General features: G+C 69.0%; 13 protein-coding genes. 2 read left to right on the forward strand and 11 right to left on the reverse strand.

Features of this window, described 5'->3' with window-relative positions:
• Positions 1–4: 4 nt before the first annotated feature.
• Positions 5–1,126: a Gfo/Idh/MocA family protein gene (locus tag JKJ07_RS15280; protein WP_202992179.1), complete on the forward strand. Its 1,122-nt coding sequence runs from the start codon at positions 5–7 to the stop codon at positions 1,124–1,126.
• Here the strand turns inward: JKJ07_RS15280 and JKJ07_RS15285 are convergent.
• The 10 genes from JKJ07_RS15285 to JKJ07_RS15330 form a co-directional block, all read right to left on the reverse strand.
• Positions 1,058–2,968: a putative bifunctional diguanylate cyclase/phosphodiesterase gene (locus tag JKJ07_RS15285; RefSeq protein ID WP_202992180.1), complete on the reverse strand. Its 1,911-nt coding sequence runs from the start codon at positions 2,966–2,968 to the stop codon at positions 1,058–1,060. The genes JKJ07_RS15280 and JKJ07_RS15285 overlap by 69 nt on opposite strands.
• Before the next feature lie 109 nt (positions 2,969–3,077).
• Positions 3,078–4,349: an Nramp family divalent metal transporter gene (locus JKJ07_RS15290; RefSeq protein WP_202992181.1), complete on the reverse strand. Its 1,272-nt coding sequence runs from the start codon at positions 4,347–4,349 to the stop codon at positions 3,078–3,080.
• Between the two features lie 4 nt (positions 4,350–4,353).
• The gene (groL, locus tag JKJ07_RS15295) at positions 4,354–6,048 is read right to left on the reverse strand and encodes a chaperonin GroEL (RefSeq protein WP_202992182.1); all 1,695 of its coding nucleotides are present in this window, start codon (positions 6,046–6,048) and stop codon (positions 4,354–4,356) included.
• 13 nt (positions 6,049–6,061) lie between these two features.
• Positions 6,062–6,748, reverse strand: coding sequence for an iron-sulfur cluster assembly protein (locus JKJ07_RS15300; protein ID WP_202992183.1), 687 nt, complete (start codon positions 6,746–6,748; stop codon positions 6,062–6,064).
• Positions 6,745–7,815: an amidohydrolase family protein gene (locus JKJ07_RS15305; RefSeq protein WP_202992184.1), complete on the reverse strand. Its 1,071-nt coding sequence runs from the start codon at positions 7,813–7,815 to the stop codon at positions 6,745–6,747. Before JKJ07_RS15305 ends, JKJ07_RS15300 begins: the two co-directional genes overlap by 4 nt.
• 3 nt (positions 7,816–7,818) lie before the next feature.
• Positions 7,819–8,196 (reverse strand): propane 2-monooxygenase effector subunit MimD, encoded by a 378-nt coding sequence (mimD, locus tag JKJ07_RS15310; RefSeq protein ID WP_202992185.1) that lies wholly within the window; start codon positions 8,194–8,196, stop codon positions 7,819–7,821.
• A complete protein-coding gene (locus JKJ07_RS15315) occupies positions 8,193–9,362 on the reverse strand; it encodes a ferritin family protein (RefSeq protein ID WP_202992186.1) in 1,170 nt (389 codons plus the stop codon). Before JKJ07_RS15315 ends, mimD begins: the two co-directional genes overlap by 4 nt.
• Positions 9,362–10,390, reverse strand: coding sequence for an NADH:ubiquinone reductase (Na(+)-transporting) subunit F (locus tag JKJ07_RS15320; protein ID WP_202992187.1), 1,029 nt, complete (start codon positions 10,388–10,390; stop codon positions 9,362–9,364). The genes JKJ07_RS15315 and JKJ07_RS15320 overlap by 1 nt, the downstream gene beginning before the upstream one ends.
• Positions 10,390–12,039 carry a ferritin family protein gene (locus tag JKJ07_RS15325; RefSeq protein ID WP_236028988.1) on the reverse strand — a complete coding sequence of 550 codons (1,650 nt, stop codon included), beginning with the start codon at positions 12,037–12,039 and terminating at the stop codon, positions 10,390–10,392. Before JKJ07_RS15325 ends, JKJ07_RS15320 begins: the two co-directional genes overlap by 1 nt.
• A 70-nt stretch (positions 12,040–12,109) precedes the next feature.
• Positions 12,110–12,343: a hypothetical protein gene (locus tag JKJ07_RS15330; RefSeq protein WP_202992188.1), complete on the reverse strand. Its 234-nt coding sequence runs from the start codon at positions 12,341–12,343 to the stop codon at positions 12,110–12,112.
• Positions 12,344–12,458: 115 nt separating this feature from the next.
• On the opposite strand from JKJ07_RS15330, the gene JKJ07_RS15335 reads away from it, so the two are divergent.
• Complete coding sequence (locus JKJ07_RS15335) at positions 12,459–14,225, forward strand: sigma-54-dependent Fis family transcriptional regulator (protein WP_202992189.1); 1,767 nt, start codon at positions 12,459–12,461, stop codon at positions 14,223–14,225.
• A gap of 5 nt (positions 14,226–14,230) precedes the next feature.
• On the opposite strand, the gene JKJ07_RS15340 is transcribed toward JKJ07_RS15335, so the two are convergent.
• A complete protein-coding gene (locus JKJ07_RS15340; RefSeq protein WP_202992190.1) occupies positions 14,231–14,947 on the reverse strand; it encodes a hypothetical protein in 717 nt (238 codons plus the stop codon).
• Positions 14,948–14,958 lie beyond the last annotated feature (11 nt).

Below are 14,958 nucleotides of genomic sequence, written 5' to 3' on the forward strand. Positions count from 1 at the left end.
ATCCATGTCCCGCACGATTCGCGCCGGCATCATCGGTGCCGACACCAAGGCCAGCTGGGCCGGGGCGGCGCACATTCCCGCGCTGGCCGCTCAGCCGCAATTCGCCCTGGCCGCGGTGGCCACCCGGCACGAGGAGAGTGCCCGCCGCGCGGCCGAAACTTTCCACGCCGAGCGGTGGTACGCCGACCCGTTCGCCCTCATCCGCGACCCGGAGATCGACCTCGTCACCGTGGCCGTCAAGGTGCCCGCGCACCGCGAGCTCGTGCTGGCCGCCCTGGCCGCGGGCAAAGCCGTCTATGCGGAGTCACCGCTGGGCGCGACCGTGGCCGAGGCGGAGGAGATGGCCGCCGCGGCCGGGTCGCTGCCCACCGCGATCGGGCTGCAGGGCCGGCACAATCCGGCGGTGCGCCGCGCGGCCGACGTGGTGCGAGAAGGGAGGCTCGGGCGGCTGCTCTCGGCGCGCGTCACCGCCACCACCTTCGGCAACGGGCCGGAGTCGGCGAGCCCGTACGAGTATTTCGACAAGGCGGCGGCCGGGGCCGGCTTCCTGCCGATCGCGGCCGGGCACGTGCTGGACGTGGTCGAGGCGGTGCTGGGCGACATCACCGAGGTCGACGCCCGTACGGAGCTCTTGTGGCCGCGGGTGAGGCTGGCCGACACGGGTGTCACGACCGTGCGGGAGGTTCCGGATCATCTCGACGCCGTCGTCAAGACCGCGTCGGGCGCCCCGGCCGGTGTGCAGATTCTGGCCGGAGTGCCCACTGGCGAGTTCCGGCTGGAGATCCGCGGCTCGGACGGCTGGCTGCGGCTGACCGGTGCCCACCCGGCCGGCGTTCAGGTCGGCGATCTCGAGCTGTCGTCGAGCGTGGCCTTCACCGCCCCCGACCGGCCCGTCGCCACCGGTACGGGCCCGGCCGCGGCCGAGATCTGGACCGGCGCCGCGATCAACGTGGGTGAGGTGTACGCGAGCCTGGCCCGCGACATCGCGAACGGGACCCGGCACACCCCGGGCTTCGCGCACGCCGTGCACAACAGCCGGCTGATCGCCCGGGTCGAGTCAGCCGCGCGGACCGGTGTCCGCCAGCTCGCGGTCGGTCAGCCGGGCGGTCAGCGCGTCGGCGGTTAAGGGGCGGGCGAAGTGGTAGCCCTGGGCCGTGTCGCAGCCGATCTCGCGCAGGGCCTCGGCGGCGGCCTCGTCCTCGACGCCCTCGGCCACCACGGTCAGGCCCAGGCGGTGGCCCAGCTCGACCGTGGAGGCGACCAGCGCGCGGCTGCTGTTGTTCTCGGCGATGTCCAGGACGAAGGAGCGGTCGATCTTCAGCTCGGCGATCGGCAGGACCTTCAGGTAGGTCATCGAGGAGTAGCCGGTGCCGTAGTCGTCGATCGAGGACTTGACGCCGGCCGCGCGCAGCCGGTTCAGCGCCTCGATCGCGGTGTCCGGGTCGCTCATCAGGGCGTACTCGGTGACCTCGATCGACAGCAGCTCGCCGGGCACGCCGGTCTCGGCGAGCAGGGCCGCCACCCGTACGGGGAACTCGGGGTCGAGCAGGCTGCGGGTCGACACGTTGACGGCGACCGGCACGCGGTGGCCCGCGTCGAGCCAGGCGCGGGCCTGCCGCAGCGCGATCGTCAGCACGTGCTCGGTGAAGCGGTGCATGAGGTTGGTGACCTCGAGCACCGGGATGAAGTCGGCCGGCGAGATCGGGCCCCGCACCGGGTGGTGCCAGCGGGCCAGGGCCTCCACGCCCACCAGGGCGCCGTCGGTGACCGCGACCTTGGGCTGGTAGTTGAGGGTCAGCTGACCCGGGTCGTCCATGGCCCGGCGCAGGTCGCCCAGCAGCGACAGCCGCGCGGCGACGTCCTGCCGCTGCTCCTCGCGGAACCGGTGGAAGCCGGCCCGGTGCTGCTTGGCGTCGTGCATGGCGGTGTCGGCGTGCCGCAGCACGGTGGCCACGTCCTCGCCGTCGCGGGCGGTGTGCGCGCCGATGCTCACCTCGAGGTCGACGGTGACCTCGTCGAGCACGAACGAGCGGTCGAACGCCTCAGTCAGGCGCTCGGCGATGGTCTCGCCGACCCGCGGGTCGTCGTCGTGCAGCAGGACGGCGAACTCGTCGCCGCCGAGCCGGGCCACCACGTCGTCGCCCGTCCGCACGAGCGAGCGGAGCCGGCGGGCCGCCTCGATCAGCAGCAGGTCACCGATGCGATGCCCGAGCTGCTCGTTGACGTCGCGGAAGCCGTCGACGTTGATCACCAGCACGGTGGGGCGGCCGGTCGCGAGGGCCTGGACGGCCCGGGTGGTGAAGGCGGTGCGGTTGAGCAGGCCGGTCAGCGGGTCGGTGGCCGCCATCGCCTCGACCTGCCGGCGCAGCGCCCGGCGGGACAGGGCGAGGCCGCCGAGCGCGACGACGCCGAGCAGGAACACGACGATGACGGCGATGACCGAGTTGCGGGAGTCGCGCAGCGAGTCGGCCTGCTTGCGCTCGTAGTCGGCGAGATGGTCGTTCTGCTCGTCCAGCAACTCCCGCATCATCACCGTGTACTCCGGCTCCAGCACGCCCTCGACAGTCGCCTTGGCCGCGCCGTTGTCGCCCCGGTCGACCTGGGCCAGGAACCCGATCACGACCATCTGCAGGTTGCGGTGGTGCTCGGCCAGCTCGTGGGCGGAGCCCCGGTGCTCCTCGTCGATCGACGCCATGTGGTCCATCGCCGCCTGGGTCTCCAGGTTGGCGTCGAGCAGCTTGTCGCGCTCCTCGCCGTCGTGCTCGAGCATCGTGCCCTGCAGCATCGTCGTCTCGGTGGTCAGGGCGAAGGCGGCCTTCTGGTACGCGTCGGTGTCGCTGCCGGCCGCCGCGACGGCGCGGACGCGCTGGGCCTGCTGCCAGTTCGCCAGCACGGCATAGCCGGCCAGCGCGGCGAGCAGGACGGCCAGCACCACGGTCACGGTGCGGGAGGCACGCAGGAACGACACCAGCAACCCTCCCGTCCGTCATCGCCGCGGGTGGAAAGACCCACTGATGCGAGCATCGGACAAGCAGGTTGGCGATCGGCGGGCGTCCCGGTTGCGAAATGGGTGCAGGTCACCCTGCGAAAACGTCGTACAGGAGGAACGCGTTCAAACCGATGATCATCACGGCCGCGGTGCCGGCGACCGCCGTGGTCAGCGGCTTGTTGACGAAGACGCCCATGATGTCGCGGCGCCGGGTGAGCAGCAGCAACGGCACGAGCGCGAACGGGATGCCGAACGACAGCACCACCTGCGAGATGACCAGGCTGTCGGTCACCGGCAGGCCCAGCGCGAGCACGATCAACGCCGGCAACATCGTCACCGCGCGTCGCACGAACAACGGGATACGGCGGCGGATGAACCCCTGCATCACGATCTGACCCGCGTACGTTCCCACGCTCGACGACGACAGGCCGGAGGCGAGCAGGGCCACGGCGAAGGCGAGGGCCGCCCCGCCGCCGACCAGCCGCCCGAGCCCGTCGTGAGCCGATTGGATCGCGTCACCGGCGGCGAAGGCGGTGCCGTGGAACAGCGACGCCGCGATCACCAGCATCGACAGGTTGATCAGCCCGGCCGCGCCCAGCCCGATCATCACGTCGAGCCGCTGGAAGCGCAGCAGCTCGCGCTTCTCCCCGTCGTCACGGCAGGCCACCCGCGACTTGGTCAGCGCCGAATGCAGATAGACCACGTGCGGCATCACCGTGGCGCCGATGATGCCGCAGACCAGCAGCACGCTGTCGCCGCCGGCGAGCCGGGGGATCAGGCCCGCGGCCACCCCGCCCGCATCGGCGCCGACCGCGATCAGGTCGTACAGGAAACCCAGGAACACGATGCCGAGCAGGCCGGCGATGGCGAGCTCGAACCGGCGGTAGCCGCGCTGCTCGAGGGCGAGGATGCCGAACGCGACGACGGCGGTGATCAAGCCGGCCGGGAACAGGGGCACGTGGAACAGCAGGTAGAGCCCGACCGCGGCGCCCAAGAACTCGGCCAGGTCGGTGGCCATGGCGATGATCTCCGCCTGCGCCCAGAGCCCGCGGGAGACCGTACGGGGGAAATGGGCGCGGCACAGCTCGGGCAGGTCACGGCCGGTGGCCACGCCCGCCTTGGCCGACAGGTATTGCACGAGCATGGCGGTCAGGTTGGCGACGACGATGACCCAGGCCAGGGTGTAGCCGAACTGGGCCCCGGCGGTGAAGTTGGTGGCGAAGTTGCCGGGGTCGATGTACGCGACGGCCGCGACGAAAGCCGGACCGAGAAGAGCAACAGTTCCCCGTACGCGCCCCCGCGCTCGCAAATCCGTGAAGACGGACGCGGGGGCGACTACGGAGCCCTCCACCGGGCCCATCCGGCTAGCCCACCGACGGGCCGAGACCGAGCGACTGCGGCGTGCTCGAATCGGGCGACGGCTGCCGCAGACCCTCGTCCAGCTCGCCGAACTCGGTCATCAGGGCCGGGCTGCCACCCCACGGCGTCTGCTCCTCGGCGACCAGCGTGTTGGTGGTGAGCAGCAGCCCGGCCACCGAGGCGCCGTTCTGCAGGGCCGACCGGGCCACCCGCAGCGGGTCCACGATGCCCATCTCGATCATGTTGCCGTAGCGGCCCTGCAGCGCGTCGAAGCCCTCGTCCGCCCCGAGCTGCGCCACGCGGGCCACCACTTCCTGACCGGAGAAGCCCGCGTTGGTGGCGATCAGGAACGTCGGCTCGGGCAGCGCCCGCCGCACGATCTCGACCCCCTTGACGTAGTCGTCGTCCTTGACCTCCAGGCCGTCGAGCGCGCCCGCCGCGTGCAGCAGCGCCGCCCCGCCGCCGGCCAGGATGCCCTCGGCCATCGCGGCCCGGGTCGCCGACAGCGCGTCCTCGACCCGGTGCTGCAGCTCCTTGAGCTCGGCCGGGGTCGGCGCGCCGACGTGGATGACCGCGACCTTGCCGGTCAGGGCGCCGATCCGTTCGGTCAGCACGTCCTCGTCGGCGCCGAAGGTGGCCCGTTCGAGCTCGGCCCGCAGCTGGGTCACGCGGAACTCGACGTCGCCGGGTGACCCGCCGCCGCCGATGATCGCGGTGTTCTCCGACTCGACCCGCACCTGGTCGGCCCGGCCCAGCTGGTCGATCGTCATCGTCTCGAGCGTGAATCCGGAGTGCCGGCTGTAGACGGCGCCGCCGGTGATCGCGGCGATGTCCTCGAGCTTGTGCAGCCGCCGGTCGCCGAAGCCGGGGGCGCGTACGGCGACACACTGGAAGACGCCGTTGACGTGGTTGTGCGTGAGCATCGACAGGGCGGTGCCCTCGACGTTCTCGGCGATGATGACCAGCGGCCGGGGCGCCCGCATGATCTTGTCGAGCAGCGGCATGAGCTGCTGCACCTTGGTGATCTTCTCGCTGCACAGCAGGATGTACGGGTCGTCCAGCACGGCCTGGAGCCGGCCCGGGTCGGTGACCATGTACGGCGACAGGTAGCCGTTGTCGAACTCGAAGCCCTCCACGAAGTCGACGCTCATGCCGTGCCGCTGCGACTCCTCGACGGTCACGATGCCGCCGTCGCCCACGGTGTGCAGTGCCTTGGCGATCACCGAGCCCACCACGTCGTCGTCGTTGGCCGAGATGGCCGCCACCCGCTGCAGTTCCGCCTCGCTGCTGACCCGGCGCGCCGCCGACTCCAGGCGCTCGACCAGCCGCTCCACTGCAAGATCAACACCGCGTTTCACCAGTACGGGGTTGGCCCCGGCGGTGATCGCCGACATGCCCTCGCGCACGATCGCCTGGGCGATCACGGTCGCCGTCGTGGTGCCGTCGCCGACGATGTCGTTCGTCTTGATCGCCGCTTCCTTGACCAGCTGGGCGCCCATGTTCTCGAACTGGTCGGAGAGGTGGATCTCGCGGGCGATGGTGACGCCGTCGTTGGTAACGACGGGCGAGCCGGTGATCTTCTCGATGATGACGTTGCGGCCCTTGGGGCCCAGCGTCGACTTGACCGCCTCGGCCAGCTTGTCGACGCCGCTCTGCAGCAGAGTCCGCGCATCACTGCCGTATCGGAGTTCCTTGGCCATCGGGTCTCCTTGATTACAGGGCTTCCTCGCCCTGACCGTCGGTGTCATAGCGGTGCTTCAACATGCCGCGGCAGATGCCGGTGTTCGCGTCGAGCGACGTACGGGTGAGGCGGGCCTTGCGCAGGTGCAGCGGGACGTCGCCGGCGCCGACCGGGTCGCCGGTTCTGGGGTCGATGAGCAGGGGACTGTCGTCGGCGTACGGGAGGCCGAGATCGCGCCGCCGCCTTCGGAGCCGCTGGAGTGCGGGGGAGTAAGGAATGTCGCCCAGCGTCATCGTTGCCAGCGGAAACCCGGCGAGCGGGCGGCACACCGCGTCGGTGCCGGCCAGCACGGCCTTACGCAGGAAGTCGGCGCGCAACTCGTCGAGCTCGTCGACGGCCTCGCCCTCGAACGACCGGACAAATCCGGCGCGGGCCGCCACGCCCTCGTTGATCGCGTCCGACGCGAAATGGTCGTCCAGGATCACCGTTGTTCTGAGGCCGAGCGCGGCCACCTGGTCGTACGCGTCCGCGACCATCAGATACGCGAAGTTGGGCGCGCAGAAATAGGTCGGGAGCCGCAGATGAACCTCGGCGGTCCCGTCGTCGGTCACGGCGGCGGACGCGACGAAGCCCAGCGCCGTGATCGGCTCGTCCAGTTCGGGGTCGCGCACCTCGGCCAGGGCGGCCAAGATGCGCGAACCCGTCGTTGTCGCGGTCATCCGAGCGAGGCCGCCGGAGACCCGGAACTGACGCCCACGGAGTCGTCCCGGGCCGCCGGTGCCCCCTCGCCCGCGTCGAGCTGATACTCCTTCGGAACCTCGATGCCGTACAGCTTCGCGGCGTTGAGCCCGAGGATCTTCTTCTTGGTCGCGGTCGTCACCCGCGGATAGTCGCTGAACTCGTCACCCGGGTAGTCCCAGTCGACGAAGCCCTCGATCTGCCACTTCGGCTCCCAGATGCCGTAGTCGCTGCCGAAGGTCATCTTGTCCTCGCCGACCCAGAACAGCAGCTCGCCCATCACCTTGGCGAAGAACCGGGGCCGGGCATGCATCAGGCCGCCGATCACCACGGACAGCCCGGCGTAGACGTTGGGTTCCTGCGTCGCCATGAAGCAGAAGTCCTCGATGCGGGGCAGCCCCACGTGCTCGACGATGAAGTTGAGCTCGGGGAAGTCGGTCGCCGCGTGATCCACGTCGGAGACATCGAACGCGTCCTTGTCCAGGGGCCAGATCGTCGGGCCCTTGTGCACGTGCACGTTCTTGATGCCGAGCTCCTGCGCCTTTTCGAGATACCGGTACGCGGCCGGATCCTTGAGCGTCCAGCCGCGCGAGCCGTCCTTCCACTCGGCCGTGTAGAGCTTGAGCCCGATGCTGCCGTACCGGGCGACGTTCTCCTCCAGCTGCTTGAGCCCGTCGTCGCCGTCGCGCGGGTCGAACCGGGTGTTGGCGATGAACTTGCCGGGGTGCTTGGCGCCCAGCGCGGCGTTGCGCTCGGTCGTGTTGAACCCCTCCCGGTACCACTCGGTCAGGTACGTCGGCTGGAAGATCGCGACATCCACGTACCCGTCCTGGAAGACGTCCTTCATCAGGTCGTCCTCGGTGTACGACATGAACTTCTCGATCGGCCAGTGCGTCGCCGGCGGCCCCAGCCCCTGGTAGGCGTGGAAGCACTCGATCCAGCCCTTGGCGTACTGCTCGGCCCCCGGCACCCAGTTGTCCGGCCCGGCACTCCAGTAGTGCATGTGGCTGTCGACAACGAAGTACTTCTCGCCGTCCTTTTCGTACATGGACTACCTCGATTCGGCCTTGAGGTCGAAGCCGATGTACTCGGCCGCGTCCTCGGGGTTGGCGAAAATGATCGTGCGGTCGTCCTCGTGGATCATGCGGCCGTAGTGGGTCGACATGCTCTCCTCGAACTGGGCCGCGTCGAAGAAGCCGGGCTCCTCGCCCAGCGCCTCGGACACCTCGTCGTAGACGACGTCCATGCGGTTGGTCGCGTCGACGCGGATCATCGAGGGCAGGGGCGTCACCCGTACGCCGGGCTTGTCTTTCATCACGTCGGCCACCACCACGCCGACCTGGCTGTTCATCAGCGTGAAGCCACACATGTTGGACGCCGTGTTGTCCGACTTGAAGGGGCTCTCGGCCGTCTTGAACTGCTGCGTCATCGCTCCAGCTCCTTCGGGATGTCCAAACTGAGCTCCTCGACGACACCGGCGAAGCGGCTCTTGACCCGGTCCAGCGCGTCCTCGAAGCGGATCGGCTTGGTGTCGGGCTGCGACCACAGCGGCTGCATGGCGCGGGCCGCCGTGATGGCCTGCCCGGTCCAGTCGGCCAGCCAGGTGTTCATGATCCGGCTGTTGTGCTCGGCGAACTCGCGGTCGTTGCTGAGCAGCTCGAAGATCGCCTTTGTGTAGCGCAGATCCCGCTCGCTGAAGTCGTACTCCTCGGCGCCGACCACCGTCGGGGTGACGAAGTCGCCGTTGCGCGGGGCCACCTGCATCACCAGCTGGCTGCGGAACAGCTCACCCACGAGCGGCTGGAAGACCACATTCGCCGCGAACACGGCCTCGGCCCAGTCATCGGTCGCGGTCAGGCGTTCCGCCATTTCCCGTACGCCCTGCCAGGCCGGATCGGAGTTCCACGTCTCCAGGTGGGCCGAACCGTCGAAGCCCTCGACCTCCTCGCTCAGCGTGAGCTGATAGAGCGCGAGATCCTGGGCCGCGCGGATCAGGTGCATGCTGTTGACCGCGATCGCCGTGTTGTGCATGTTCGTCGGGCCGCGCCGGTTGGCGTTGGCGAACAGATACAGCCCCAGGCCGTGGTCGACGTGCATCCACGCGCCCACGTTCTGCTGCACGAACCGCACCCAGTTCGGGTTCCACTGCTGGAACGACTTGGCCTGCTTCGCCGCGTCCACATTGGCCTGCAACTGCCGTACGACGTTGGCGTTGTAGCGGTAGAGCGAGAGCTCCCACTCCTCGTTCGGGTCGCGGAACTCGTGCCAGCCGTGCGCCGGCCACTCGTAGCCCTGCCCGCCCGTGCCCGGCCCGCGCTCGGGTTCCGGCCGGTCGCTGCCCCACGCCTTGAGCTGGGTCCAGTCGAGCGGGTAGCCGCCCTTGCCGTCGGAGAAGCCGTACAGCCAGCCCTGCGCGAGGTAGTGCCGCGGGTCCGGCTGCACCTCGACGGTGACGTCCTCGTAGTGGGTCTGCTTGCGCTTCTGGGGGGTGAAGTAGTTGAAACGGCGCGCCTTGGAGTCCGGGAACTCCTTGGCGCCGGCCTCGGCGTCGGTGAAGACGGGCTTGGGAACGCTGCGTTCCGTCGCGGTCGTCATCAGTCCTCCCCACCTGTCGTGGTGAACTTGTCGTAATAGATGTGCTTCTCGGGCGTTCCCAGCTGGGCCAGCAGCGGCATGGCCGCCTCGACCATCGGCGGCGGCCCGCACAGATAGGCGTGCGCCCTGCTCAGATCGACCTCGTTGGTTTTGAGGACGTCGGTGATCAAGCCGACCTCGCCCGCCCAGCCCTCAGGCTCCTCACTGAGTGCGGGCACGAATCGGAAGCCGGGCAGTTTGCCGCGCAGCGCCTCGATCTCGGCGACAAAGCAAAGATCCTTCGCCGTACGGGCTCCGTAGTAGAAAACGGCCTTGCGCTCGATGCCCCGCTCGGCCATCGAGCGCAGCAGCGACAGGATCGGCGCCAGCCCGGCACCCCCGCCCACGAAGATCAGGTCGCGGTCGGGGGCGTCGCGCAGGGTGAAGACCCCGAACGGGCCGGTCAGTTCCAGGCGGTCGCCCACCTTGAGCGTGCCGTCGAGGTAGGACGAGAAGATCCCGTCCGGGTAGACCTTGATGACGAACTCGAGCTTTTTATATGAGGTGCCCGCCATCGAGAACGAGCGGGTGATCTCGGTGCCCGGCACCTTGATGTCGACGTACTGCCCGGGGAAGAACGTCAGCTCCCGCGGCTCGATCAGCTCCAGGACGAGGTGCCGCAGGTCGTGGGTCACGTGGTCGATCGCCACGACCTCGGCCACCGCGTTCTGGATGGGCAGCCCCGAGCGGATCATCTCCTCGTCGAAGTTGAGCAGCTCGATCGTCACGTCCTCGTACACGTGGGCCCGGCACAGGAGCGTGAAACCCTCCTCCTTCTCGTAGTCGGGCAGCGCGAACGTGGAGTAGCGGTCGAGCTCGATGTCGTCACCGTCGAGGACGAACGACTTGCAGGCGGCGCACTGGCCCTCCTTGCACCCGTGCATGAGCATCAGCCCCTGCTCGGACGCGGAGCGCAGCACGGTCTGCTCCTCGTCGACCTCGATCTCGATCCCGACGGGCTCGAACCGGACCCGGTGCTTCTCGCCCATCAGTCCTTGGCCGGCCTTCCGGCTGGACCGCCCTTGATGTAGTTCGCGTGGAACGCCGCCCGCTCCGCGTCGGACATCTGGTTGAGCAGCACGTTCGGGCTCTGCAGGTTCGGCATGCGGCGCAGGTGGTCCAACGTCCACATCTTCTTGGGGTCGTCCAGGTTGAGGTGCGGCTGCGCCACCATCGTCTTGCCGTCATCGCGGACGAAGCCCATGTCCTGCACGACGTCGGCCCAGTTCCAGCCGTGGTAGAGCGTCTCCCACTCGCGGGCGCCGATCAGCTGGCCCATGTTCGGGGTGTTGCGGCCCTGATAGACCGGGCGGAACGCCTCGACGTCGGTCCAGCGGCAGGCCTCGTGGCAGTACGTGCGCCACTGCCCGTCGACCTCGGCCATCACCATGTCCTCACGCACCAGGCACGGCACCATGCAGGTCCAGCAGCGGTGCGGATACTGGTAGTCGACGTCCTCGGCGACGATCGGGTGATGCCCGTTCGGCGTGCTCAGGCGGTTGTAGTTCTCCCACCACTTGCCATAGCGGTCGTACCAGCCCGGATACTTGTGCTCGAACCACTCGAAGTCCTTGTCGGTCATCGGGTCGATCCGCCAGTAGTTGGCCAGCCAGCCGGTCGCGAAGAACTGCGCCACCTCGTGCACGTAGCCCTTGTGCCAGATCTGGTTCCACGACTCCTCGATCAGGTCGTGCGGGATCGTCAGGCCGTATTTCTCCAGCGGCACCAGATACGAGCGGTAGTAGTCGTCGTAGATCCAGCGGCGCCACATCTCCGCGTACGACTCGCGGTCCTTGCGCCGGTCCTTGGTGCCGTATTCGATGAAGGTGCCGATCGCGGCGTCGACCACGCGGTGGTTGTTCCACCAGGCGTAGCGCAGGTCGCGCTCGAGCAGCTGGTGGTTGCCCTCGTCGGCCAGCGCCATCAGCAGCGTCGCGTAGCCGTTGGAGATGTGCCGCGACTCGTCCGACTGCACCGAGTGGAACACCGTCGGCAGCAGGTAGTCGCCGTTCGCGGCGGCCTCGGCCGGCATCGCGACGAACAGGGTGTTGGTGAACGCGGTCTCGGCCACGATCGTCAGATAGATGCTGGCCGCGGTGATCGCGTCACCGGTGATGAAGCCCTCGGCGAACTGGCGGCCGATCGTGCCGCAGTAGTCGTTCTGGAAGTTGCGCAGGCTCGAGTTGAAGCCCGCCGGGTCGATGTAGTTGTTCATGTACAGGCGCTTGAGGTTCTGCTGGATCGTCGAGTGCCGGACCTCGTCGATCATCTGGATCGCCTGGCCGTTGTGCAGTTCCGGGTTGGGCACGTTGCGGAACAGCAGCGGCATCGCGCGGGCGGCCGAGATCTCCGGCAGCGGGATGATCGACAGGAACAGCTTCTGCCACTCCAGCCAGCGCTCCTGCACCTGGCGGAACATGTTGCCGCGGATCGCGCCGTCGGACGCGCCGTACACCCGGTGGTCCTTCTCCTCCTGCATCGGGAAGTACGACCGCAGCACCTGCTTGAGCGGGTCCTTCTTCTGCGCCTTGCGGAACGTGTAGTCCGTTCCGTAGTGCGAGACCGGCTGGTGGTACATCGGTTCCCAGGCCAGCTCCTGGATCTTCTGATGAGCCTTGGCCACACTCTGGCGACTCATGAGTGCTCCCTTTATTCGGCTGCGTGCCTTACTTGGCGCATCAGACCCCATGCCGTACGTGGTGGGGGTCTCACATTGAGTCAGGGCCGTCGGGGAACATGGCTGCCCGAATTTCCGCCAGACGGTTTTTCACGTTTTCTCGCACCTGGCGGTCGCCCTCGGCGGCCGGCTCGATGCCCAGGGCCCGCAGCAGGTCGGCCGCGGGCGCGCCCGGATCGGTCCCGCCCAGCACGGGATGCAGGCCCTGAGCAGCCAAGTGATGGAAGACCACGTTGACGACGGTCCACGGGTTGAACGTCTCCATCGCCCGAGTCCACCCCTTTGTCCCAGGGGTCGCGGTCTCAACATGAGACGGGGGTCACCCCGGCCGGGCCTATGGTGAAACAGGCCCGAAACAACCCCTGCCGACAGGGGACCCCATGGCGCTCGGACAGAACGATCCGCTGGCGAAGACGCGAGAACAGTTCCTCACAGCCGAACAGGTCGACCCCAACCAGGTGCGGGACGCGATCCTGGCCTCGTGGTGGCGTTCCCGCCACTGGAACGTGGCCGCCGACCGGGTCGACCTGACCTACCTGCGCGACCCCGACCTCGACACGCCGCTCACCCGCAGCGCCCTGCCCGTGCTGCAACATCTGCGCGAACACCTCGACGGCCAGCCGATCAGCATCATCCTCACCGACCCGACCGGCCTCGTGCTGACCCGCCTCGACGCCGGCCGCGACCTCGACACCCACCTCGACCGGGTCAACCTGGCCCCCGGCTTCAGCTACGCCGAGGAGTTCGTCGGCACCAACGGCATCGGCACCGCGCTCGAGGGCGGCCGGCCCATGCACGTCTTCGGTCACGAGCACTACGCCGAGCATCTGGAGGACCTGGCCTGCGCCGGGGTGCCGATCCAGCATCCGATCTCGGGCAAGACGGTCGGGGCGGTCGACCTGACCTGCTGGCGCCGCGACGCCGACCCGCTGCTGCTCGCCCTGGCCAAGACGACCGCCGGGCAGATCCAGCAGGCGTTGCTGGCCGACAGCGGCATCCGCGAGCTCGAGCTCCTGCAGGAATATCTGCGCACGTGCCGGCGTACGGCGGGAATTGTCTTTGCCCTCAACAACGACGTCGTGATGATGAACGACAACGCCCGCCACGTGCTCGACCCGGCCGAACAGAGCATGCTGCTGGCCCAGGCGGCCGAGACTCTGGCCGGCCGCAACCCCACGGCGTCGCTCACAGTGGAGCTGCCCAGCGGCGTCAAGGCGCGCATGTTCTGCCGCCCGGTCCGCGGCGAGGGCGGCCTCACCGGCGGCGTCGTGCACGTCAAACTGGCCGAGCAACGCACCGGCGTACGGCTCGACCCCGACCCCCGCATGTTCCTGCCCGGCCTCGTCGGCTCCGGCGGCCTCTGGCTACGCGGCTGCCACCAGGTCAAATCCGCGTACGCGGCGGGGGAGTGGCTCGCCCTGGAAGGCGAACCCGGCGTAGGCAAACTCGCCGTCGTGCGCGCCATCCACCAGCACGACAACCCCGGCGCCCACTTCGCCGTGGTCGACGCCGCCTCCCCCGGCCGCGGCTGGCTGATCGACATCCGCCGCGAACTGGCCGACGGCACCGGCGCCCTGGTCATCCAACACGCCGACCGCGCCGGCGACCACCTGACCGCCCTCTGCCGCCTGCTGGAGAAGGCCCGCGTGGCCGGCGCCGCCCCGTGGGTCGCGGTCACCCTGAGCCAACGCCACGACGGCAGCGACCTCGCCGACCTGCTGCGCTTCTTCCCCAGCACAGTCGAACTGCCCCCGCTGCGCTACCACCTGGAGGACGTGCAGACTTTGGTCCCGTTCTTCCTGACCCGCCTGGTGCCGGACGGCCGGCTCACCTGCTCACCGGAAGCCCTGCAGATGCTCAGCCGCTCCTCGTGGCCGGGCAACATCGAACAACTGTGGCAAGTGCTCCGCAACATAGTCCAGCATCGCCGCAGCGGCGCCATCCGCCCACTCGACCTGCCCCCCGAATGCCGCACCGTGTCGCGCCGCCTGCTCAGCCCGCTGGAAGCCATGGAACGCGACGCGATCGTCCGCAGCCTGCTCGACTGGGACGGCAACAAGGTGAAGGCGGCGGCCGCCCTGGGCATGTCCCGCGCCACGATCTACCGAAAAATCCACGAATACGGCATCGTCGCCCCGGCCAAGTGACCCGCCTACCGGAGGGTGATCTCCGCCGTCGGCGCCAGCGGCTTGCAGGGATACGGAATCGCCGGGAGCCGGTAGTCCGAGTTCTGCCCGCCGGCGGCGGTGAGCAGAAGTCCGTGGCAATCCGCATTCGCGTCGATCGCCGTGAATCGGAACGTGTGCCCGACGTCGTCCTGGTCCCCGACGGAGGCCGAGGCCACCCAGCGGCCCTCCTGGGCAACGGTGACCGGCCCTCCACCCACGATGAAGTAGTCGCGTGAACTGTCGCCGCGGGACACGATCCACAGGGTGTGGCCGTCCGGCCCGCCGCCGAAGGTTCCGGCGAGCCCGATCCTGGTCTTCGGCGCGAATTCGGAACCCGGGGCGGGTTCGGTGAAGGCAAAGCCGACATCGGATGCCGGGGTGTCGTCGCCAGGCAAGCGGACAAAGGTGAGAACCACGGCGCCCGCGACGAACGCGATGACGAGCAGGGCCGCATTCACGACCCGGCCCGTCCGCCGGGTCTCGCTGCGATGCGAGGTCTGTTCCGCCGCGACACCGCCGAGCAGGGACACCGGCACCACGACGAGCGCGACGATCACACCGAGCGTCGATCCCATCTTGTCCATCAGGTCGAGAGCGTCCCGGCCCCGGACGATCGCGGCGATCAGCGCGCCCAGAAGCAACGCCGCGAGGATGAGCGCGGCGTTGCCGAGCGTGGTCAGCCAGCGTTTACGCTCGCCCACAAGTCCCGTGT

This window comes from Paractinoplanes lichenicola (genome assembly GCF_016785085.1).
In the GTDB taxonomy this organism is placed as follows: domain Bacteria; phylum Actinomycetota; class Actinomycetes; order Mycobacteriales; family Micromonosporaceae; genus Actinoplanes; species Actinoplanes lichenicola.